Origin of the sequence: Actinomadura macra NBRC 14102 (genome assembly GCF_001552215.1) — a bacterium.
GTDB lineage: Bacteria > Actinomycetota > Actinomycetes > Streptosporangiales > Streptosporangiaceae > Spirillospora > Spirillospora macra.
On the sequence record NZ_BCQT01000006.1, the window covers coordinates 626302 to 646875 of the forward strand.

The 20574-nt window shown below is 70.5% G+C and carries 26 protein-coding genes and 1 pseudogene; 3 read left to right on the plus strand and 24 right to left on the minus strand.

Annotated features, from left to right (window positions below; genetic code table 11):
* Nucleotides 1-86: 86 nt before the first annotated feature.
* The 21 genes from AMA02S_RS11990 to AMA02S_RS12085 form a co-directional block, all read right to left on the minus strand.
* Nucleotides 87-1961, minus strand: a complete 1875-nt coding sequence (locus AMA02S_RS11990) for a fatty acyl-AMP ligase (RefSeq protein WP_067456134.1) — start codon at nucleotides 1959-1961, stop codon at nucleotides 87-89.
* A 6-nt stretch (nucleotides 1962-1967) separates the two neighbouring features.
* Entirely contained in the window at nucleotides 1968-3737 is a 1770-nt protein-coding gene (locus AMA02S_RS11995) for an acyl-CoA dehydrogenase family protein (protein WP_067456137.1), read from the minus strand.
* Between the two features lie 103 nt (nucleotides 3738-3840).
* Complete coding sequence (locus tag AMA02S_RS12000) at nucleotides 3841-4239, minus strand: nuclear transport factor 2 family protein (RefSeq protein ID WP_218004914.1); 399 nt, start codon at nucleotides 4237-4239, stop codon at nucleotides 3841-3843.
* 112 nt (nucleotides 4240-4351) lie between these two features.
* Nucleotides 4352-5161: an SGNH/GDSL hydrolase family protein gene (locus tag AMA02S_RS12005; protein ID WP_067456140.1), complete on the minus strand. Its 810-nt coding sequence runs from the start codon at nucleotides 5159-5161 to the stop codon at nucleotides 4352-4354.
* Nucleotides 5162-5193: 32 nt separating this feature from the next.
* Nucleotides 5194-5826, minus strand: a complete 633-nt coding sequence (locus AMA02S_RS12010) for an SGNH/GDSL hydrolase family protein (protein WP_067456145.1) — start codon at nucleotides 5824-5826, stop codon at nucleotides 5194-5196.
* Nucleotides 5826-6083 carry an acyl carrier protein gene (locus tag AMA02S_RS12015; RefSeq protein WP_067456148.1) on the minus strand — a complete coding sequence of 86 codons (258 nt, stop codon included), beginning with the start codon at nucleotides 6081-6083 and terminating at the stop codon, nucleotides 5826-5828. The genes AMA02S_RS12010 and AMA02S_RS12015 overlap by 1 nt, the downstream gene beginning before the upstream one ends.
* Nucleotides 6084-6536: 453 nt before the next feature.
* Nucleotides 6537-7604 carry a hydrogenase expression/formation protein HypE gene (gene hypE / locus AMA02S_RS12020; protein ID WP_067456151.1) on the minus strand — a complete coding sequence of 356 codons (1068 nt, stop codon included), beginning with the start codon at nucleotides 7602-7604 and terminating at the stop codon, nucleotides 6537-6539.
* On the minus strand, nucleotides 7601-8719 hold the full coding sequence (gene hypD / locus AMA02S_RS44070; protein WP_067456156.1) for a hydrogenase formation protein HypD: 1119 nt from the start codon (nucleotides 8717-8719) through the stop codon (nucleotides 7601-7603). Before hypD ends, hypE begins: the two co-directional genes overlap by 4 nt.
* On the minus strand, nucleotides 8719-8988 hold the full coding sequence (locus AMA02S_RS12030) for a HypC/HybG/HupF family hydrogenase formation chaperone (RefSeq protein WP_067456159.1): 270 nt from the start codon (nucleotides 8986-8988) through the stop codon (nucleotides 8719-8721). Before AMA02S_RS12030 ends, hypD begins: the two co-directional genes overlap by 1 nt.
* The gene (locus tag AMA02S_RS12035; protein WP_067456162.1) at nucleotides 8988-9680 is read right to left on the minus strand and encodes a D-sedoheptulose-7-phosphate isomerase; all 693 of its coding nucleotides are present in this window, start codon (nucleotides 9678-9680) and stop codon (nucleotides 8988-8990) included. The genes AMA02S_RS12030 and AMA02S_RS12035 overlap by 1 nt, the downstream gene beginning before the upstream one ends.
* On the minus strand, nucleotides 9677-9880 hold the full coding sequence (locus tag AMA02S_RS12040) for a HypC/HybG/HupF family hydrogenase formation chaperone (RefSeq protein ID WP_067456165.1): 204 nt from the start codon (nucleotides 9878-9880) through the stop codon (nucleotides 9677-9679). Before AMA02S_RS12040 ends, AMA02S_RS12035 begins: the two co-directional genes overlap by 4 nt.
* Nucleotides 9877-10506 (minus strand): D-sedoheptulose-7-phosphate isomerase, encoded by a 630-nt coding sequence (locus AMA02S_RS12045; protein WP_067456168.1) that lies wholly within the window; start codon nucleotides 10504-10506, stop codon nucleotides 9877-9879. The genes AMA02S_RS12040 and AMA02S_RS12045 overlap by 4 nt, the downstream gene beginning before the upstream one ends.
* 4 nt (nucleotides 10507-10510) lie before the next feature.
* On the minus strand, nucleotides 10511-10642 hold the full coding sequence (locus AMA02S_RS44660) for a DUF6893 family small protein (protein ID WP_281181866.1): 132 nt from the start codon (nucleotides 10640-10642) through the stop codon (nucleotides 10511-10513).
* Nucleotides 10639-11424, minus strand: a complete 786-nt coding sequence (locus tag AMA02S_RS12050; RefSeq protein ID WP_245667465.1) for a hydrogenase maturation protease — start codon at nucleotides 11422-11424, stop codon at nucleotides 10639-10641. Before AMA02S_RS12050 ends, AMA02S_RS44660 begins: the two co-directional genes overlap by 4 nt.
* Nucleotides 11421-12488, minus strand: a complete 1068-nt coding sequence (locus AMA02S_RS12055; RefSeq protein ID WP_067456171.1) for a hypothetical protein — start codon at nucleotides 12486-12488, stop codon at nucleotides 11421-11423. Before AMA02S_RS12055 ends, AMA02S_RS12050 begins: the two co-directional genes overlap by 4 nt.
* Entirely contained in the window at nucleotides 12476-13177 is a 702-nt protein-coding gene (locus AMA02S_RS12060) for a DUF6084 family protein (protein WP_067456176.1), read from the minus strand. The genes AMA02S_RS12055 and AMA02S_RS12060 overlap by 13 nt, the downstream gene beginning before the upstream one ends.
* The gene (locus AMA02S_RS12065) at nucleotides 13174-13377 is read right to left on the minus strand and encodes a hypothetical protein (RefSeq protein ID WP_067456179.1); all 204 of its coding nucleotides are present in this window, start codon (nucleotides 13375-13377) and stop codon (nucleotides 13174-13176) included. The genes AMA02S_RS12060 and AMA02S_RS12065 overlap by 4 nt, the downstream gene beginning before the upstream one ends.
* Nucleotides 13374-14111, minus strand: coding sequence for a DUF5947 family protein (locus AMA02S_RS12070; RefSeq protein ID WP_084265009.1), 738 nt, complete (start codon nucleotides 14109-14111; stop codon nucleotides 13374-13376). The genes AMA02S_RS12065 and AMA02S_RS12070 overlap by 4 nt, the downstream gene beginning before the upstream one ends.
* Nucleotides 14108-14602: a NifU-related iron-sulfur-binding protein gene (locus AMA02S_RS12075; RefSeq protein ID WP_084265010.1), complete on the minus strand. Its 495-nt coding sequence runs from the start codon at nucleotides 14600-14602 to the stop codon at nucleotides 14108-14110. Before AMA02S_RS12075 ends, AMA02S_RS12070 begins: the two co-directional genes overlap by 4 nt.
* Complete coding sequence (locus tag AMA02S_RS12080) at nucleotides 14599-16383, minus strand: nickel-dependent hydrogenase large subunit (protein ID WP_067456181.1); 1785 nt, start codon at nucleotides 16381-16383, stop codon at nucleotides 14599-14601. Before AMA02S_RS12080 ends, AMA02S_RS12075 begins: the two co-directional genes overlap by 4 nt.
* A 100-nt stretch (nucleotides 16384-16483) precedes the next feature.
* Entirely contained in the window at nucleotides 16484-17539 is a 1056-nt protein-coding gene (locus tag AMA02S_RS12085; RefSeq protein ID WP_067456184.1) for an NADH-quinone oxidoreductase subunit B family protein, read from the minus strand.
* A 115-nt stretch (nucleotides 17540-17654) separates the two neighbouring features.
* Here AMA02S_RS12085 and AMA02S_RS12090 point away from each other — a divergent pair, with 115 nt between their 5' ends.
* Both AMA02S_RS12090 and hypB read left to right on the plus strand, forming a co-directional pair.
* Complete coding sequence (locus AMA02S_RS12090; protein ID WP_245667466.1) at nucleotides 17655-18056, plus strand: hydrogenase maturation nickel metallochaperone HypA/HybF; 402 nt, start codon at nucleotides 17655-17657, stop codon at nucleotides 18054-18056.
* Nucleotides 18049-18783 carry a hydrogenase nickel incorporation protein HypB gene (gene hypB, locus AMA02S_RS12095; RefSeq protein WP_067456190.1) on the plus strand — a complete coding sequence of 245 codons (735 nt, stop codon included), beginning with the start codon at nucleotides 18049-18051 and terminating at the stop codon, nucleotides 18781-18783. The genes AMA02S_RS12090 and hypB overlap by 8 nt, the downstream gene beginning before the upstream one ends.
* On the opposite strand, the gene AMA02S_RS12100 is transcribed toward hypB, so the two are convergent.
* The 3 genes and pseudogenes from AMA02S_RS12100 to AMA02S_RS12105 all read right to left on the minus strand — a co-directional run bounded on the left by AMA02S_RS12100 (nucleotide 18758) and on the right by AMA02S_RS12105 (nucleotide 19792).
* Nucleotides 18758-19048 (minus strand): MerR family transcriptional regulator, encoded by a 291-nt coding sequence (locus AMA02S_RS12100; protein ID WP_245667467.1) that lies wholly within the window; start codon nucleotides 19046-19048, stop codon nucleotides 18758-18760. The two genes, hypB and AMA02S_RS12100, sit on opposite strands and share 26 nt — an antisense overlap.
* Before the next feature lie 95 nt (nucleotides 19049-19143).
* Nucleotides 19144-19257: pseudogene (locus AMA02S_RS44975) on the minus strand (MerR family transcriptional regulator); the annotation flags it as partial.
* An 85-nt stretch (nucleotides 19258-19342) separates the two neighbouring features.
* Entirely contained in the window at nucleotides 19343-19792 is a 450-nt protein-coding gene (locus AMA02S_RS12105) for a lamin tail domain-containing protein (RefSeq protein ID WP_245667468.1), read from the minus strand.
* A gap of 246 nt (nucleotides 19793-20038) precedes the next feature.
* On the opposite strand from AMA02S_RS12105, the gene AMA02S_RS12110 reads away from it, so the two are divergent.
* Nucleotides 20039-20572 carry a 2,4'-dihydroxyacetophenone dioxygenase family protein gene (locus AMA02S_RS12110; protein WP_067456193.1) on the plus strand — a complete coding sequence of 178 codons (534 nt, stop codon included), beginning with the start codon at nucleotides 20039-20041 and terminating at the stop codon, nucleotides 20570-20572.
* The last annotated feature ends 2 nt before the right edge of the window (nucleotides 20573-20574 follow it).

Below are 20574 nucleotides of genomic sequence, written 5' to 3' on the forward strand. Positions count from 1 at the left end.
GATGACGTTAGCAGACAAAGAGCTGAATAGTCATGCTTTTGACTATGATCGGATTCTGAACCCTTTTTCGGACAGGATTTCGGGCATTACCCCGGCGCCGAATCCGGCTCCTGGTCCCGCGCAAGCTCCTGATCAGGGCGGAGTGCGGCGACCTCGCGCTCGATGTTGCCCGCCAACTCGGTGAGCCGCCCGTCCAGAAAGTCCTGGCGGGTATGGCGGCGCTGGGTCTTCCCGCTGGTCGTCCGCCGAACCGATCCCCGTCCGCACAGAACGACACTCAATGCGGGCAGCTCGAATATCCGCGCGACCCGTCCCTTAATGAGCATCGCCAGTTCGTCCAGGGCCGTTCCCCTGGCCAGCCGCGTGCTGATCTCCTGGACGAGGACGACGTGCTCCGTCCCGTCGTCAATGGTGAAAGCGGCGGCGGGGCCCGCCGCCGGGTGCACGGCGCGAGCGGCCTCCTCGATGTCCTGCGCGTGGATATTCCGGCCGTTGACGATGATCAAGTCTTTGATCCGCCCGGCGATGTACAGCTCGCCGCCGCAGGTGAAACCGAGGTCCCCCGTCCGCAGAAACGGCCCGTCCCCGTCAGCGGTGAAGGCCCCGAAGGTCTCCCGCGTCTCCTCCGCCTTCTTCCAGTACCCGCCGGCGACGCTGCCCCCGCGCACCCAGATCTCTCCGACGCCCTCGTCCTCGACCAGGACGCCGCTCTCGGGATCGACGACCCGCACGTCCAGGGTCACCGGCCGGCCGCAGCTCACGAGCCTGCGAGCGGCGCCGCCCGGGGCGAGGACGGCCTTGTCCTGTGTCAGGGCCTCGGCGTCGAAGTCGCGGATCACCGGGCCGGCCCCGAGCGGGGCGGCGGTGATGAGGAGCGTCGTCTCGGCCATGCCGTAGCACGGCATCCACATCTCGTGCCGGAACCCGACCGGCGCGAACCGTTCGGTCCACTTCTCCAGGGTCGCGGCGCGGACGGGCTCGGCGCCGTTCTTGACGGTGCGCAGGGACGACAGGTCGAGCCCGGCGAGTTGCTCGTCCTTGACGCGGCGCAACGCCAGCTCGTATCCGAAGTTCGGCGAGAGGGTGATCGTGGCCCGATGCCGCGTGATCATCTCCAGCCAGAGGACCGGCCGTTTGATAAACGTGATCGGCGAGCTGAAGACGTACCGGCAGCCGAGGTAGAGCGGCTCCAGGAACTGACCGACGAGCCCCATGTCGTGATAGTGCGGGACCCAGCCGACCCCGACCGTCTCGGACGACCCCCCGATCCGGCGCTTGATCTCCTCGCCGTTGCGGAGCAGGTTCCCGTGGGAGACCATCACTCCCTTCGGCTCGCCGGTGGAGCCGGAGGTGTACTGCAAGAACGCGAGGGTGTCGGGGCCCATCTCCGGCGCGGACCAGCCGTCCGGATCGGCGTCGGTCTCCGTCTCGGTGTCCAGGCAGCGGACCCGTCCGGCCAGCCCGTCCTCGGCCAGCCATTCCTCCAGCGCGGCCTTGTGGGCGGTGTCGGTGAGGATCCACGTGATGTCGGCGTCGTCGATGATCCGCCGGGTGCGCCCGAACCGCTCGGCGTCCAGCGCCGGGAGCGGGGACGGGACGGCGATGGCGCGCGCGTACAGGCAGCCGAAGAACCCGGTCAGGAACTCCAGCCCCTCCGGATATAACAGCAGGACGGCGCGGTCCCGCAATCCCCGCGCCTCCAGGACGCGGGCCAACCCGCGGGCACGCCGGTCCAATTCGGCGAATCCCAGCGTCTCCTCCCGGTAGCCGCGCCCCCACACGGGCCCGGCCACCGCGCCCGCGGCGGGGTCGGGGACGGTGCCGGCTCTCTGCTCCCGGACGAAGGTGAAGTTGCGCTCGTCTCCGTACTGAAGGATGTTCCGGCGCGCGACCGATACGAAGTCGTCGGGAGAACCCGATAAGGACCTGTTATTCGACGCGGAATTGGTGGGGGGCCGCATCGCCGGTCACTCCGCCTTGCGCAGGAGCGGTCGGCCGTTCTCGGCCATGGACAGGAGCGAGAACCAGCGGCGCTCGTCGAAACCGAGGAACATGGCGTCCTCCAGAGTGGGCAGAAACTCCTCGGAAAGGACGGTGTCGGGCTGGACGCGCTGCAGGAGCCGCTGCAAGCAGAGGACGAGCCACTCCCCGCCCGCGAAGGGCCCGCCGAACTCCTGCCTATTGTGAATCCAAGTTAGCATGCAGGAGACCATTGCATGCAGTTCGCAATAGCGGCGGGCGCGGCCAAGGGCGGCCACCGAGGTGGTGTCGCCGGCGGAGGCGCGGATGGCCTCGTCGAGCGTGGTCCGCATGCCGCCGATGCCGGCCAGTAGGTCCTTCAGCTCGGCCGCGACACCGGGGGCCGCATGCGTGTTGGCCGCGGTGAGGACCTCGTCGGCGATGGCCTCGAACCGCTGTCCGACCTCGTCGCGTCCCTCGTTGGTGAGCTGGAGCAGGCGGCCGTCGGGGTCCCACGCGCGGGGCGTGCGCGTCCAGGAGAACAGCTCGGCGAGCAGTTCGTCCTCGTCCCCGGTCTCCTCCGGCGGGGAGACGAGGAAGGGGAGCTGGCCCGCGACGTTGGCGAGGTTGACGTGCGTGGTGCCCTCGAAGATGCTGGCGATGGCGTGGTCGCGCTGCAACTTCTGGAACACCCCGTGGGCGACGCCTTCGCGCAGGTAGCCGCGGGCGGCGAGGACCGTCGCGATGCTGGCGACCACCTCCTCCCCGAGGACCGGGACGAAGTACTTCACGATCGACGACCACAGGCTCAGCCGGCCGGGCGCGGTCGTCAGGCACCGTGCGACGGGTATCGCGACGCACTCGGCGATCAGCAGGTCGAGGTGCGCCTTGACGAGATGGTCGCGGATGACCGGGATGTTGTAGATGCCGGAGCCGTAGAGGGTGCGCCGGCGCGCGTACTCGATCCCGATCCGCACGACCGCGTCCATCGTCCCGACGGACAGGGCGGCGATGGCCGTCCGCGTGATCTGGAGGGTCTTGAGCGTCTGGACCAGCCCGGAGCCCTTCCGGCCGATGACGCAGCTCGCCGGCAGGCGGGCGTTGGTGAACGCGACGCCGCTGAGGTCGTGGCCGCGCAGTCCCACCGTCCGCACCGGCGGCAGTACGGACCAGCACTCCGGGGCCAGCTCGCGCTTGTCCACCAGGAGGAGGGAGAAGTCGCGCGTCCCGGTCCTGGCGTAGGTGGTGACGAACCGGCCCTTGGTCGCGTTGCCGACCGGCCACTTCGTCCCGTTGAGGACCAGCCCGTCGCCCTCCTGTTCGGCGCGCGACTCCGAGGCCATCACGTCGCTGCCGTGGTCGGCCTCCGAGACGCCGAAGCAGGCGAAGTCACCGCGCAGCACCCCGTCCGCGACGGTCTTGCGCTGCGCGGCGTTGCCCCACAACCAGACGGGGTTCACCGCCAGCAACCCGGACCCGTACATCACGGCGACCGTGACGCTGCGCCGCGAGATGCCGCGGGTGACGAAGAACAGTTCCTCCAGCGTGGTCAGGCGCCCGCCGAGGCCGCTCGGCACCAGGTAGGCGGGAAACCCCCAGGCCCGGACGGCGTCGACCGCGCCGGGCGGGATCTCGTCGCGTTCCTCGGCCTCGACGATGGCCTTGTACGAGAAGGGCCCGGCCTCGTCGTTCATCGGGTCGCCGAGAAAGGCGTCCAGATCGGCGGCGATCCGGTGGGCCGGGGACAGTACTGCGCGTGCGGGGACCTTTCTGTCCATCTTCCTTCGACTCCCTGTGGCTGGACGTTGATGTCGGACAGCCGGCCGGGCCGGGAGAGGTGGCCGGGGCGGGACGGCGACCTGGCCGGCGGGGTCGCCCCGGTCAGGGGGGCGGGCCCGGTTCCTCCATCCGCCGTCCCACCGCGCGGGCGAGCGTCATCGCCGCGGGCAGCGGGCGGACCATGACTGTCAGACCGGCGACGAGTCCCTCCTCGCCGAACCTGACCAGGTCGAGTCCCTGGAGGGACTTGCCCATGACGCGCGCGCTGAAGACCAGCGCCTGGGCGGGTGGGCCGCCTTCGCGGCTCACGAGGTCGTCGGTGTAGCGGAAGTCCTCGAACACCTCAAGGAGGACCTGTAGCAGCGCGGCGACGGCGTCACGGCCGTGGTAGGGCTTCACCATCACCGGGCTGTGGAACTCGATGTCCGGATCCAGGGTCCGGGTGATCGCGGCGAGGTCCTTGGACTCCACCGCGTGTCGGAACGTTCCGGGAATCGTCACCTGCGTTGCTCCCCTTGCCTTTCACTCGGACATCTCTGCTCGCGCATCTCTGCTCGCACACTTTTGCTGGGACGCCTCTGCTCGGACGCCGCGCTTCCCGCGGACACCGTGTTCAGGACGCCGTCCGAACCGGGACGGCCCGGGCGAGGTCCTCGGCCCAGGCGCGGTAGCCGGCCGGCGACGGATGGAAGCCGTCGGAGGCGAACAGCCTGCGGTCGCGCGCCATCGCCTCGTCCATCGGCACGTGGACGGCACCGGCGGCCCGCGTGGCCGCGCGGGTGAGCCGGTCCATGGTCCGCGCCCGCGTCCCGAGGACCAAGCGCAGCGGTCGCGGGATGGCGGGGAACCGGTGCACCGGGGGCATGCCCGCCACCAGGACCGTCGCGTGCCCGTACCGGTCGTGCAGCGCGGTGATGAGCGCGGTCATGTCGTCGGTCCACTTCTTCAGCGGGCGTCCCCGGACCAGGTCGTTGATGCCGATGGCGACGACCACGAGGTCCGTCCTGCCCTCGGCGCCGCTGTTGCCGCTCTCCTCGGTCTCCTCGGGCCCGGAGACCCCGTCGCGCGCCGGTGGTGCGGCGGGCGGGGGGATGAGGTCGGCGATGACCTTGCGGACGGTCGCCCCGTTCTCACCGGCGACCGACCAGGCCACGGCCCGGTGGAGACGCTCCCGCAGCGCTTCGGCGAGGAAGCCGGGAAGTGCCTGCGCGTGGAGCGAGGCCCCCACGCCGACGGCCGTGGACTCGCCGATCACGACGAGCCGGAACGCCGGTTCCGCGCCGCCGGCGACGCCCTGCTCGTCCCCCGCCGCCGGGTCGAGGCGCGGCGTGCGGCGCATGGTCAGCCACGCCTGGACGATCAGGACCGGCGCGAGCGCCGCCAGCACCACCGGCTGCCGGACGCGGTCGAATGGTCTTTTCATCTTTATCCCCAGTCCTCGGGCGGCCCCGAGGATCAGACGGTCGGCTCCTTGAGCAGATCTCTGGCGATGTGCGCGACCACCTCGGCGACATAAGAGTGTCCCGCGACGTTCAGGTGGATTCCGTCGGCGCTCCACATCGACGGATCACTCACCTTGGACACCGATTCCCGGGTCGGGAACGTCATTCCGGACGCGCGGGAGACGCGGTCCAGCTCGGCGTTGAAGTCGGCGATGCGCTGCACGACCCGTTTTCGCCGGAACTGCGACATGGGGGATCTCTCCAGAAATGGCGGGCGCGGCACCGGAATGGCGATGGCGACCGCGCCCGTCTCCCGGGCCCAGCCGAACACCTCCGCCAGCCGCACGGCGACGTCGGCCACCTCGAAACCGTTGAGCGCGTCGTTCATTCCGCAGCCGAGCATCACCAGCCGCGGGTGCAGATCACGGGCCTGCGGAAGCTGGCCGCGGACCACATGCTCGATCGTCGCACCGGGTTCGGCGAGGTTGCGGAGCCGGTCGCGGGGGAAGTCCAGGTGGCGTGCGAGCCGCCCGGCCCAGCCGATCCAGCCGCCGGTGGGGTCAGGATCATGCCATCCCTCGGCCACGCTGTCACCGAGCACCACCATCGGGCGCCCGGCGCCGCCGGCCTCCGGCCGGCCGCCCATCACGCGACGAGATCGAGCAGGTAGTCGGTGAGCGCGGCGACCGTCTCCCGGCGCCGTGCCTCGGCCACGTCCACCTCGACCTGCAGGTGGTCCTCGATGTCGCTGATGATGCTGATCGCATAGACCGAATCCACGCCATAGCGCGCGAGCTCGACCCCTGGATCGATGTTTTCGGCGGGCCTGTCGAGGTAGAAGGCGATCCTGTCAAGAAGCCACGTTTGTAGCTCGTCACGGGAAATTATTTCCGACCCGTTCACCGCATTCCTCCTCTGTCAGAGGATCTTCAAAATCAATCGCGATTGCCGTCGGAGACGAGCACACCGCAAGATACCGGCTCAATGGTGGCGTGTCTCCAGATTCATATGTGAACGATCGGACACAAGGATGTCACTGTTTCGTAAATTAAGTCAGCCGTCCGGTAAAACGGAAGATTGTTACCTGCGGGTAACTATTTCCGTTAAGGGCAGGTCACGGCCGGTCCGGCCGCCGAGGTCACGCGGAGCCCCATGATCCACTCGGCTCCCGGAGGGCATACGACGACACGCGACCTGCATGCTTCCCCATCCGGGCTCGCGAACCGCCGCTCCCGTCCGGGCACGTTCCATGCGAGTTTCGGACAACCGGACACACCACTCGCGGGCCACCTGTCAATTCGGCCGCCGGAAGCGTTCCAAGCGCCGCACAGGACGCTCCACCCGCCGGGCACGCACTCAGCAGATGCGGGGAAGGGGGTCGCCAACCAGGAGGTCCACGACACGGGTGCCGCCGAAGGACGTCCGCAGCAGGACGAGGCCCGGCGGATCCTGCTTGACGTGACCGATGACGGCGGCGTCCGCGCCGTCGGGGTGGGCGCGGAGCGCGGCCAGGGCGGCCTCCTCCGCATCGCGGGACACCACGATCACCGCGCGGCCCTCGCAGGCGACATAGAGGGGGTCCAGGCCGAGCAGCTCGCAGGCGCCCCGAACGGCGGAACTCACCGGGACGGCGTCCTCGTCGACGACCACGGCCATACCGGCGTCGGCGGCCAGCTCGTTGAGCACGGTGGCGACACCGCCCCGGGTGGCGTCGCGCATCCGGTGGACGGCGCCGGGGCAGACGTCGCGAAGGTGGGCGATCAGCCCGTTCAGCGGCGCGGTGTCGGAACCGACCTCCGCCTCGATGTCGAGGTCGCCGCGAGCCAGCAGGACGGTGACACCGTGCTCGCCGATCGGGCCGGTGACCAGGACGGCGTCGCCCGCGAGCACCTCGCCGGACGGCGCGGAGCCGAGCAGCCCGACACCGGAGGTGCTGATGTAACAGCCGTCGGCCTTGCCGCGCTCGACGACCTTGGTGTCGCCCGTGACGATGGTGACGCCCGCCGCCTCGGCGGCGCGCCGCATGGACGCGGTGATCCGGCGCAGGTCACGGACGGGGAAGCCCTCTTCGAGGATGAAGCCGGCGGACAGGTGGAGCGGTGTCGCGCCGGCGACGGCGAGGTCGTTGACGGTGCCGTTGACGGCCAGGTCTCCGATGTCGCCGCCGGGGAAGAAGAGCGGGGACACGACGTAGGAGTCGGTGGTGAAGGCCAGGCCGGTGCCGTTCACGCTCAACAGCGCCGAGTCGTCCATACGGTCGAGGAGGGGGTTGCCGAACGCCTCCCGGAAGACCGCCTCCACCAGCGTGCGGGTCGCCTTGCCGCCGGCGCCGTGGGCCAGGGTGATGTGGTCCTCGCGCAGGCGGGGCCGGGCCGCGCGGGCCCGGTCGATGCGGTCGAGGACCTGTTCTTCGCGGACTTTCACCGGGTCGCCTCCTTGACGCGGGCACGGGTGAAGCGGCCGAAGTTGTAGTAGGCGGCGCAGGCGCCCTCGGACGAGACCATGCACGTCCCGATCGGCGTCTCGGGCGTGCAGGCGGTCCCGAAGACCTTGCACTCCCAGGGCTTCAGGACGCCCTTGAGCACCTCGCCGCACTGGCAGGACCGCGGGTCGGCGACGCGGCTTCCGGGGATGTCGAAGAGCCGCTCGGCGTCGAAGGCGGCGTCCTTCATGCGGAGCGCGGAATGAGAGATGAAGCCGAGGCCGCGCCATTCGAAATAGGGGCGCGGCTCCATGGTCTGGTTGATGGCCTGGAGCGCCTTGGCGTTGCCGTCCCAGGGCACGACGCGCCCGTACTGGTTCTCGACCTCGCAGCGGCCCTCGGCGAGCTGGGTCAGCAGCATGTGGATCGACTGGAGGATGTCCAGCGGCTCGAAACCGGCGACGACCAGAGGTTTCCCGTAGTCGCGGGTGATGAACCCGTACGGGCGGCAGCCGATGACGGTCGAGACGTGGCCGGGGCCGATGAAGCCGTCCAGCCGCAGGTCGGGCGAGTCGAGGATGGCCTTGATCGCCGGAAGGATCGTCACGTGGTTGCAGAAGACCGAGAAGTTCTCCACCCCGGCGGACGCCGCGCGCAGGACGGTCATCGCGGTGGACGGCGCGGTCGTCTCGAACCCGATGCCCATGAACACCACGCGGCGCGACGGGTTCCGCTCGGCGATCTTCAGCGCGTCCAGCGGCGAGTAGACCATCCGGATGTCGGCGCCGGCGGCCTTGGCGTCCAGGAAGGAGCCCCGCCCGCCGGGCACCCGCATCATGTCCCCGAACGTCGTCATGATCACCTCGGGCCGGGACGCGATGTCGATCGCGTCGTCCACCCGTCCCATCGGGATCACGCACACCGGGCAGCCGGGCCCGTGCACGAGCGAGATGTTCTCCGGCAGATAGTCCTCGATGCCGTGCTTGTAGATGGTGTGGGTGTGGCCGCCGCACACCTCCATGAACTTGTAGTGGCGACCGGGCTCGCACAGGGCGGCGATGGATGCCGCGAGGGACCGCGCCTTCGCGGCGTCCCGGTACTCGTCGACGTGGCGCATCAGCCGATCCTCGATTCGCGGAGTGCGTCGATCTCGTCGTCGTAGGCGGGGCCGAGGCTCTCCAGGAGCGCCAGCGTGGCGCGCGCCTCGTCCTCGTCGATGCGGGAGAGGGCGAAGCCGACGTGGATCAGGACCCAGTCGCCGGCCGCGAGCGGCGCTCCGTCCAGCAGCCCGGTGTCGACCGCGCGGCGGACCCCGCCGATGTCGGCCGTCGCCAGCGGGCGGTCCGCCATGACCTCCACGATCTCCCCGGGAATCGCCAGGCACATCAGAGGGCCTCCTGAGTGAGTTCCCACAGCGCGTGGTAGATCGTCGTCTGCGCCTCCTGGATGCGGTGCACCGAGGTGGACGGGACGACGAACAGATGGTCCAGGCCGGGCGTTTCGGCCATCTGGCCGCCGCTGTCCCCGGCGAGGCCGACCGTCACCATGCCGCGCCGCCCGGCCTCCCTGAGGGCGGCCATCAGGTTGTCGGAATCGCCGCTGGTGGACAGCGCGAGCGCGATGTCGCCGCGGCGCCCGAACGCGGCCAGCTGCCGGGCGAACACCACCTCGAACCCGATGTCGTTGGACAGCGCGGTGAGAACGGCGGCATCGGTCGTGAGCGCCAGCGCGGGCAGCGGCCGGGCGTGTGGACCCGGGTTGACGAACAGCGCGGCGACGTCCTGCGCGTCCGTCGAGCTGCCGCCGTTGCCGAAGGTGAACAGCCGGCCGCCGGCACGGAACGCCTCCGCCATCCGGACGGCGCAGGCGGTCAGGTCGGCACCGCAGCGGTCGAGGACGAGCCCGCGCAGCCGGACGATCTCGCGGGCCTTCTCGGCGGTCGAGCGGCGGACCTCCGCCAGCACCCCATCGAGAGCCGCATCCTCAGAGCCGCCGCCAAGACCGCCCCCGCGGCCGCCTTCAGAACCGCCGGAGCCTCCGGTGTCCAGAAAGGGGTAGAGCTGCTTCATGTCGGTCATGTCATGACCCCGATCGCCTCCTTGGCATGGACGAGGACGGTGTCCCCCACCGCCGCGTCCACCAGCGCGACGCTGACCCGCTCGACCCGCCCGTCCCCGGCGTCGACATCGGCGAGCCCGCCGTCCACGAGGCGGACGACACGGACGGCGACCGCCTCGTCCGCGCAGGTCACGCAGTGACCACCGGCACATTCGGTCACGGCCGCACCTGCGCATCGCGTGCCGGTGCGGCGCCGTCCGGATGTTCCAGGAACACGTGCACCAGCTCCCACAGCAGGTGGTAGGCCGTGACGTGCACCTCCTTGACCACGCGCGGGTCGTCGGACGGGACGACCACCAGGTGATCGACCGCCTCGCCGCGGCCGAGGGCCCCACCGTCACCGCCCGCGAGCGCGACGGTGAGCATGCCGAGCGACCTGGCGCCGCCGAGTCCGCGCAGGACGTTGCCACAGCGCCCGTCCGGCGTGATGCCGAGGGCGATGTCGTCGGGGCCGCCGAAGCAGCGCAGCTGGTGCGCGAACACCTCGGCGAACCCGGCGGACGTGCCGACCCCGGTGAGGGTGGCGACGTCCCCAGTGAGCGACAGCGCGGGCAGCGCCCGCTTGCCCACGATCACCGGGTGGACGAACTCGACCGCCACGTGCTGGGCGTCGGTGGCGGCGCCGCCGTTGCCGAAGGTGAACAGCCGGCCGCCGCGGCGGAACCGCGCCGCCATGGCATGGCAGGCGGCGGCGATGGCGGCGGCGTCCCCGGCGAGCGCCTCGCCGGGGCCCGCCCGGCGCCCGAACAGCTCGGCGGGCCCGGCCCTGTCGTTGGTCAGCGTCATCTGCTCACATGCTCTCGGCCTTGATGTACCGGCGCACCGCCGGCAGTTCCTTGACCAGCACGACGACCGCCACGACCAGCAGCAGCGCGGTCATGACCCGGACAGCGCCGGGACCGGCACGGTTGCCCTTCCTCATGTGTCCACCTCCTCGTTCTCGAGTTCCTCGACCAGCAGTTCCTCGACCATCGCGACGGCATCGTCCACCGCCGCGGCGACCGGTGCGCTGAGCTCCATGTCCCATGTGTCCTCCGTAACCGGGCCGGCCGGCTCGCACGCCACGAGCAGCACCTTCGGCGGCACCCGCCCGCTGTCGGCCGCGAGCCGCAGGACCCGCGCCGGGTCCAGCCCGTGCCCGTCCACGGCCACGCCGTCGAGGCCGCCCGGGCCGGGTTCGACGAGCGACACGGTGCCCGGCGCGTGCCCGCGCTCCGCCGCGTCGACGAGCACGGCCGTGCTGTAGCCGTCCTGGAGCGCGAACATCAGGTCGATGCCGCGGATGCCGAAGTCGATGATGTCCACGCCCGGCGGCACCGGGCGCTCCAGCAGCCGCCGTGCGACCTCCACGCCGAAACCGTCGTCGCCGTGGAACACGTTCCCGATGCCCGCGACGAGCACCCGGCGCGCCGGGGCGTCCTCGGGCAGCGGCTCCACCTCGTCCGGCCGGACGAAGAACCGGTGCCCGAGCTGGTTGCGGGGCCCGAGGTCGCGGCCCGGATCGTCGTCGACCGCGACGACGAGGTGCAGCCCGCCCTCCATGTCCTCCTCGACCCGCTCGACGGTCGCGGACCGACCGTCGAGCGCGAGGTCGAAGATGTCGGCACCGCCGCGCGGGCGGAGCCGGACGCGGCTGCCCGCCGCCATCGAGCGGCCGCCCACGATCGCCCGTCCGTCTCCGGTCGCGGGCGCGTCCCCGGTCACCAGACGTCCGTTCGCGGGTCGCGCAGCGTGCCGTGCAGCGCGAGCAGTTGGTCGGGGGTGAGCGCGGTGCAGCGGTCGAGGATCTCCTTCGCACGCGGATCGGTGGACGCCATCTCCCGCCGCTCGTCCTCGGTCAGGGTGAGCACGCTCGCGATCAGCAGCTGGTCGATCTCGGTGCCGTCGAACAGGTCACCGGGGCTCTCCGGGGCGATCTGCGGCCAGTCGTAGAGGATGATCGGCGCGGCGAGCACCGTACCGTGGCTTCCCCTCTCGCCCACCAGCACGGGCCACAGTCCCTCGCTGCGGCAGGACGCCGCCGCCGCGGCCAGCCGTCCGGGCGGGTCGGTGGACGACACGAACGCGCCCCCGGTGGACGAGGCGACGAGGTGGGCGCACAGCATCGCAGCGTCCACTGCCTCGTCGCGGTGCGCTGCCTCGTCGCGGTGCGCTGCCTCGTCGCGGTGCGCTGCCTCGTCGCGGTTCCCGGCGGTGCCGGTGTCGACGATGCCGGTGTCGACGATGCCGGTGTTGACGACGTCCGCACGCAGCCGCACGACGCCGGGCGCGGCCTCGGTCGCGGACACCTCCATGATCCCGTCCATGCGTCCCCACATCCGGAGGAACCAGGCGTCCGACAGGCCGGCCGGGCCGATCATCTCCTCCTGCGCGCCCGCGGCCACCGCGACCGGGACGCGCACGGGCGAGCGCAGCAGCCGCGCCACCCGCAGGCGACCGCTCGTGATCTCCCGCTCGCGTGCCTCCTGCCAGGTCGTGAAGGTCTCGCCGCCCACGGTGACCTCGTCCACCGGCGCGTCCCCGTTCATCGCCTGCCGCCGCACGGCATGCAGGAAACGCAGCGTGACCTCGACGTCGGTGTCCGGTCCTGTCTCCAGCAGAACCTCGGCGCGCACCGTCCACCGGTCGCCCACCCGCTCGGCGTAGGCGCGCGGGTAGACACCGCCGATCGTCCACCGCCGCTGGTTCTTCAGCGAAGATCGCCGGTAGGGCCACAGCAGGTAGCCCTCGTACAGGACCGTGTCCGCGATCGTCCTCACCGAGTCCACCCGCGCCGCTCCTTCCCCTGCACCACCACGGCCGACAGCCCGCCCGGCGGCTCGGCCACCCGCAGCAGCTCGTCCACGGCCTCGTCGAAGGACGGGTGCGCCCGCCGCGCCCGGTAGGCGGCGAGCCTGTCGAAGCGGTCCTCGTCGAGGCGCAGCCAGCGCGCCGACCCGTAGTACCGGTCCATCAGGTCGCGCCACAGGCTGATCGGCAGTTCTCCCGTCGCCTCGTACTGCCAGGAGATCTGCCCGGTCCGCAGCGCCCCGGCGTCGTCGGGGTAGAAGACCGTCCCGCTGAACGACAGGTCGATCGGCACCTCGCCGTCGCGCAGCGCGTTCAGGTACTGGTCGGCCGCCACCTGCATGTCGTGGCCGCACGGGAGCCCGAGCGTCAGCTCCGTCGAGCCCCGGAACGCCGGGACGGTCGCGGTGATGCGGGCCCAGGTCAGCCCGTGCAGCGACCGGTCCCACAGCTCGGGCGCGCCGAAGACCCCGGCGAGCCGGTCCTGGTCCTCCTCCTCGTAACCGCGCCGCGCCGCCGCGATGCTCACCACCGTCGTCAGCAGGACGCACTGGACGGGACCGCCGTCCGCGCGCCGCAGCCCGACCCGCAGGTTCAGCGTCGGCGTCGCCGCGAACCGCTCGGGTTCGATGCCGAGCAGGTCCAGCGCCAGATCGGGCGTCGCGCTCATGGCGGGGACAGGTTCGGCATGCCGGGCAGGATCGGGTCCCGGTCGGCCGCGTTGATCCCGGTGGACCGGCGCCCGGTCGAGGTCCCGTCGGGCAGATGGCCCGCCTGCTTCTCGTAGTTGCCCACACTGTTGCCCTCGTGGACGCCGCGCGTGTGCGACGGCCGGTCGGGTGACACGTCGGGCTTGCCAGTCTTGATCATGGTGCGCCCTCCATCTCCTCGAAGAACCCTCCGATACGGGCCCAGACGGCGTCGCCGCCGCCGAACCCCGTCCAGTGCTCGCGCAGCAGCGCGGTGAGCCGGTAGCAGTCGTCGAGCGGCAGCACCCAGTTCTCGGCGGCGTCCCGCGCCCGGTGGACGACCAGCGCCTCCACCTCCGGGCGCAGGTCCGCGAGGACGGGATTGGCGTCCGCGAGCCGCCGCCAGCTCTCCGGGTGGACCGTCGCGTGCAGCGCCCCGGCGGGACTCGGGTAGCGCGCGGTCACGGCGCCCGCCCGGTCCCGGGTGAAGAACGCCAGGTCGACCGGTATGCCAAGACCTGCCCACAGGGTCCCGTCCAGCCGGAAGCCGGTGAGCCTGCGCCGCGTATCGGGGATGAGCCGGTAGTGCCGCCCGCGCGCCGCCCCACCGCCGGAAGCGTCCTCGAACAGCGCGTCGTCGAACAGCAGGGAGCAGGCCCGGCACGCGCACAGCAGTTCCGTCTTCTCGACGTCGAGCAGATGCCGGTGGACGGGCGGCAGCGGTTCCGCGCACAGCTCGCACCACTCGGCCGCCTTCATCCGGCCGGTCGCCGGTTCGCCGGTCACCGGTTCGCCGGTCACCGGTTCGCCTGCGGCCGCCTCGCCGGCCTCCACCTCGCCGGGCGCCTGGGCGGGCCGGCCCGCCAGTGCCGCGAAACGCGGGGTGAGCAGCCCCGACAGCGGTTCGGACGTCATACGCGGCTCCGCAGCTGCGCCAGCGGGATCAGCACCGGCTCCGGCGGGGGCGCCTGGACCTCGACCCGCTCCACCTCCGGCGCCGCCGCCCGCACCGCCCGCACCACCGCGTCCGTGACGGACCCGGCGGCGGGCGTGCGGCCTTCCGCAGCGATCACGAGCTGGACCGCGGCGCCGTCGATCCCGGCGACCTCGACTGTCGTGCGGTGCTTGGCGAGGAACGCCTCCATCGCGCCGAGCGCGTGGCCGACCCGCACCTCCGGCGGGTCCGGGTGCAGTCCGTGCACCAGCAGCAGGTGGTTGAGCAGTTCGTCGCCGGTCAGGGCGGCGTCCGCGCCCGCGTTCGCCGCGATCCGCTGCACCCGCTCCAGGGCCTCGCCGTACAGCTCGACGAGGGCCTGGACGGTCCGCCCCGCCTGCGCGTCCAGCCGTCCGAGCATCTTCTCCAGCTGCTGGACGTGGTCGCGGACGCGGTCGTCGTCCCAGCTCACCGCTGCTCCCCGGGACGCTGCTCCCCGAGCATGGGGGAATGGGTCCGTTGGATCGTGCGGCCCTCCCCCACGTACATGTGGACACCGCAGGGCAGGCACGGGTCGAAACTGCGGACGGTGCGCATGATGTCGATGCCCTTGAAGTCCTCGGGCCCGTTCTCCTCGAAGATCGGCTGCCCGGCGACGGCGTCCTCGTAGGGGCCGGGCGTGCCGAGGGAGTCACGCGGGCTGGCGTTCCACGGCGTCGGCGGGTACGGCTGGTAGTTCACGATCTTCTTGTCGCGGATCACCAGATGGTGGGACAGGACGCCGCGCACCGCCTCGTGGAATCCTGCGCCGATGGCCTCGTCCGGCACGTCGAAGTCGGTGAAGACCTTGGTGTTCCCGCTCCTGACCTCGGCCAGCGCCTGCTCGGCGAAGTGCAGCGCCATCCCGGCCGCGTAGGCGATGAAGTACGCGCGAGCCCGGTCCCGTTCGATCGTGTTGGCGTACTGGGGCGGCTTCCACTCCAGGTTGACCTCGGGCATCCCCGGCGTCTTCGGCAGGTCGATCTGCACGCTGTGGCCCGTGGACCGGACGTAGGGCGTGTCGACCGTCCCGGCCAGCGCCGTCGCCCACAGCCGCGCGAGCGGCCCGCCGCCGGTGTCCAGGGCCAGGTGATCGCCGGTCGTCTTGTCCAGCCAGCGCGGGCTGACGACCCAGCTGTACTTGCCGCCGTCCAGGTCCCGTTTCTGCGGGCGCGGCAGCGTCGTCTGGTTCCACGGGTGGCGCTTGTCGACGACGTTGCCGAGCGGATCGTGGGTGACGAAGGTCTCCTCGCCCTCCCAGTCCTCGTAGTAGGAGCTGCCGAGCAGGATCCGCATGCCGAGGTTGATGTCGACCAGGTCGGTCGTGACCAGCCGCCCGTCCACGACGATGCCGGGCGTGACGTAGGCGGCGCGCCCCCACTCGGTCATGTGCCGGTAGTCGTAGTCGCAGACGGCCGGATTCTGGAAGGCGCCCCAGCAGCCGAGCAGCGTCCGGCGCCGTCCGACCTGGTCGTAGCCGGGCAGCGCCTCCAGGAAGAAGTCGAAGATGTCGTCGTTCATCGCGACGGCGCGCTTGATGAAGTCCAGGCACCGCATGAGCCGGACGAGGTAGTCGGTGAACACCTGCGGCGTCGCGACCGTCCCCACCCCGCCCGGGTACAGCGTGGACGGGTGGACGTGCCGCCCCTCCATCAGGCAGATCATTTCCCGGGTGATCCGGCTGAGGACGAGCGCCTCCTTGTAGATCTCGCCCTCGAACGGGTTGAACGCCGCCATCAGGTCGGCGATCGTCCGGAAGCCGTGCACCGACCCGCGCGGCGCCTCGGTGTTCTTGGCGCGCGCCAGCAGGCTCGGGTTCGTCTCGCCGACCATGCGCTCGCAGAAGTCGACGAAGACGAGGTTGTCCTGGAAGAGCGTGTGGTCGAACATGAACTCGGCGGCCTCGCCGAGGTTGATGATCCATTCGGCGAGCGGTGGCGGCTTGATCCCGTACGCCATGTTCTGCGCGTAGACCGAGCACGTCGCGTGGTTGTCCCCGCAGATGCCGCAGATCCGGCTGGTGATGAAGTGCGCGTCCCGCGGGTCCTTGCCCTTCATGAACACGCTGTAGCCGCGGAAGATCGACGAGGTGCTCTGGCACTCCGCCACCTCGCGGTTGGCGAAGTCGATCTTGGTGTAAATCCCGAGGTTCCCGACTATGCGGGTGATCGGATCGAACGCGACCTCGACCAGGTCGCCCCTCTCGCCGGCCATGTCGCTCCTGTCTGCTTTGATCTGCCTTGATCTGCCTTGATCTGCGTTGGTCTGCGTTGATGCACAGTGATGTGCGGCGTGGTGTCCGTTCTCGCGGACGTCAGTCGTCGTGCGGCCAGCGCGGCTGGTAGCCGCTCGTCAGCACGAGTTCGTTGTGGCGCCACTTCGGTTCCTTGTTGGCGCCCTTGTTCGTGATGGACCGCATCGTGCGGATGAACGGCCCGTACGACCGCAACATCGTGGAGGACAGGCTCGCGCCGGGCGGCTCGTCCATGAACGGCATGAACTTGTCGGGGAAGCCCGGCATCGTGCAGCCGATGCAGATGCCGCCGACGTTGGGGCAGCCGCCCACGCCGTCCATCCAGCCGCGCTTGGTGACGTTGCAGTTCACGACGGGCCCCCAGCAGCCCACCTTCACCTGGCACTTCGGCGAGTTGTAGTCGCGTGCGAAGTCGGCCTGCTCGTAGTAGGCGGCCCGGTCGCACCCCTCGTGGACGGTCTTGCCGAACAGCCACGTCGGACGGAGCTGGTCGTCCAGCGGGATCACCGGTGCCAGCCCCGCGGCCTGGTGCAGCACCCATAGCAGCGTTTCCATGAAGTTGTCGGGCTGGACCGGACAACCCGGCACGTTCACGATCGGCAGGCCGCCCGCGGAGCGGAAGTCCCAGCCGAGGTAGTCGGCGAGGCCCATGCTGCCGGTCGGGTTGCCCGCCATGGCGTGGATGCCGCCGTACGCCGCGCAGGTCCCGATCGCCACCACCGCCCAGGCCCGGTGCGCCAGCCGGTCGAGCCACTCGTTCAGCGTGATCGGCTCGCCGGTCTCGGGATCGTTGCCCATGGACGTCCAGTAGCCGTCCCCGTTGATGTTCTCGTTGGGGATGGAGCCCTCGACGACGAGGATGAACGGCTTGTCGAGCTCGCCCCGCGCCGCCTCGTGGAAGACCTTCATGAAGTCGTCGCCGGTCTCGTAGGCGAGGACCTTGTTGTGCAGATGGACCTTCGGCAGGCCCGGCACGGCACCGAGCACCACGTCCTCGATACTCGGCAGTGACGCCGCGGTCACCGAGATCGTGTCGCCGTCACAGCTCATCCCTTCGGACGTCCACAGGATGTGGACCTCGTCCACGCCCTGCGTCGTCTCCGCGACGCTCACCATCGCTTCCCTCCCGCCGGACAAAGGCCAACGTTCCTTCTCCGGGGGGATGATCTCCCCCTGCCCTGGGGAAAACCCGCGAAACACTGCATCGAGAAACGACGTGCACCGTCGCATGATGGCGTTTGACCTGGCGAGATATCGGGCAGCAAGCGAGCGCTACCACGAACGGACAGGACGCGGCGTGCACGAACTGGCCATCACCGAGAGCGTGATCGACGCAATTTCACAGCAAATGTCGGAAATGAAGGTTTCTGTGGTCTATCTGGAGATCGGTCGGCTCTCTGGTGTCCTGCCGGACGCCGTCCGCTTCTGCTTCGAACTGGCGGGCGAGGGCACCTGTGTGGCCGGTGCCCGGCTGGAGATCACCGAGCCCGAGGGCACCGGACACTGCCGAGCCTGCGGCACCGCGTTCGCGGCCCGCGACCCGCTGGCGCTGTGCCCGTGCGGCAGCGCCGATGTGTCGATCACCGGCGGCGACGGGCTGAAGATCACGGCGGTGGAGGCCGGACATGTGTGACACCTGCGGCTGCGACGCGGGCGAGGGCGTCCGGCTGACGACCCTCGGGCACTCCCACCACCACGTCGTCACCCTGGAGCAGAACGTCCTGGCCCGCAACGACGACCTCGCCGCCCGCAACCGTGCCTGGCTGGACCGGCACGGCATCGTCGCGATCAACGTGATGAGCTCGCCCGGCTCCGGCAAGACGACCCTGCTGGAGCGCACCGTCGCCGACCTGGACCCGGCCGTCCCGGTCTCGGTGATCGAGGGCGACCAGGAGACCCTGCTGGACGCCCACCGCCTCACCGCCGCCGGCGCCCGCACCGTCCAGGTCAACACGGGCGCGGGCTGCCACCTGGACGCCGCGATGGTCGCCCGCGCGCTGCCGGAGCTCGACCCGCCGGACGGCTCGACGGTGTTCATCGAGAACGTCGGCAACCTCGTCTGCCCCGCCCTGTTCGACCTCGGCGAGCGCGCCCGCGTGGTGCTGATGTCGGTCACCGAGGGCGCCGACAAGCCGCTGAAGTACCCGCACATGTTCCGCGGCGCGGACGTGGTGCTGCTCAACAAGATCGACCTGTTGCCGTACGTGGACTTCGACATGGACGCCTGCCGCGCCGCCGTGCTCCGCCTGTCGCCGGGCGCCCGCGTCCTGCCGATCTCCGCCACGCGCGGTGACGGCCTGGACGGCTGGTACTCCTGGCTCCCGGACGCCGCCGCTACCGAGCGGTGGCTCGCTCCGTGAGATAGCGGTGCAGCGCGGCGGCGCCTTCGAGCATCGCCTCGGCCCGCCGTGTCAGCTCCGCCCGGCGCCGCGCGACGGCGTCCCGCAGCGGCCCCGGGCCGCCCGTCCGCCGCAGGTCGTCGAGGACGGGACCGATCTGTGGCAGCGGAAGGCCACACTGCCGCAACAACTGGACGATCTTGATGTCCCGCATCTCGGCCGGTCCGAACACCCGGTGCCCGGCAGCGTCGCGGGGCGGGTGCAGCAACCCCGCGGACTCCCACACTCGCAGCGTGGACGCGCGGACCCGCAGCCGCCCCGCGCGAGCGTCCGGTAGGTGAGCACCGCCTCCCGGTGGACAGCCCCGAACCTGCGATGCCCGGACGCGGCGCGCGGCACCGGCGGCATGATCCCCGCGTCCGCATAGTCCCGGATCCGCTGGGCCGACACCCCCGCCGCCCGCGCCAGATCGATCGGCCGGAGTTCCTCACCCACGCAACAGACGCTATCGGCCGGTCCCAGGCGAAGCGGGCCCGGACATGGTCCGAGCCCGCTTCGTTCACGCAGAGACCTGAGGCGGCTAACAGTACTTGGACGACCCCGCGCTGCCCCATGAGCAGGAGTCCGCCGCGGACCCGTTCGGGTAGCGGAGGTAGGCCGTGTCGCCAGTGTTGTTCCACACGTACGCGGACCTGCCCCAGTACCGGTGCGTCGCGTTGTTGGTGCCCTTGCCCGTGTGGACGTACACCGACTTCTTGCCGCCGAGCTTGAAGGACCCGAAGGTGTAGGTGTAGCCGGTCTTGTCCCGCAGCTTGTAGCCCTTGAGCTGCCGGGACGTCCCCGAGGTGTTGTAGAGCTGCACCCATTCGCCGTTCAGTGACGCGTTGGAGCGGTTGTCGCTGCCCGGCGAGTCGTAGTAGACGCGGTGGATCTGCACCGCGCTCGCGGCCTCCGCGGGACCGGCGACCAGCAGTCCGCCCCCCATGGCCCCGGTGATCGTTAAGGCCCCCATGACGACGAGTTTCTTCACCCCGTAGTTCCCTTCTGTTCGGTGAGTCCCCAGATGTATCGGTAACTGGGCATCTGCGGTGGGTGATGGCCATGTGCGGGCCCGTCGCCAACCGGTCGGGGTGATCAGGCGTCCCACACGATCTCGTTCGCGTCGTCGGCGCGGACGGTGGCATGTCTGAGATGTGCAAACGGTGGCGTCTGCCACAGGAAAGACGGGGGCGGCCTGGACGGGGTTCACTCGCGGCAAGTGAGAGGAGCCGTTCACATGCCTGAAACCCCAGGTTCGGAATTCTGGAAGAACCTCAAGCCGATCGAGAACTCCCAGAAGCCCGACGCGCTGCCCGAGGTCTACCTGTCCAAGGTCGCCACGGACGACGACCGGTACTACGTGCCGTTCACCGAGACCGTCGGGTCCCGGCCGTTGTGGATCAACGTCAAGGACAACACCTGGTCGGACATCCTGCGGTCCAAGGAGGCCGGTCTCGTCAACCGGCACTACCACCCGCACGAGGTGTTCGCCTACACCATCTCCGGCAAGTGGGGCTACCTGGAGCGCCCCTGGACCGCCACCGCCGGTGACTTCATCTACGAGGCGCCCGGCGAGGGGCACACGCTCGTCGCCTACGAGCACGAGGAGCCGATGAAGACGCTGTTCATCGTCAAGGGCCCGCTCGTGTGGCTGGACGAGAACGGCGACCCCGAGGGCTTCTTCGACGTCCACGACTACATCGACATGTGCCGCAAGCACTACGACGCGGTCGGTCTCGGCGCGGACTACGTCAACGCGCTGTTCCGCTGATC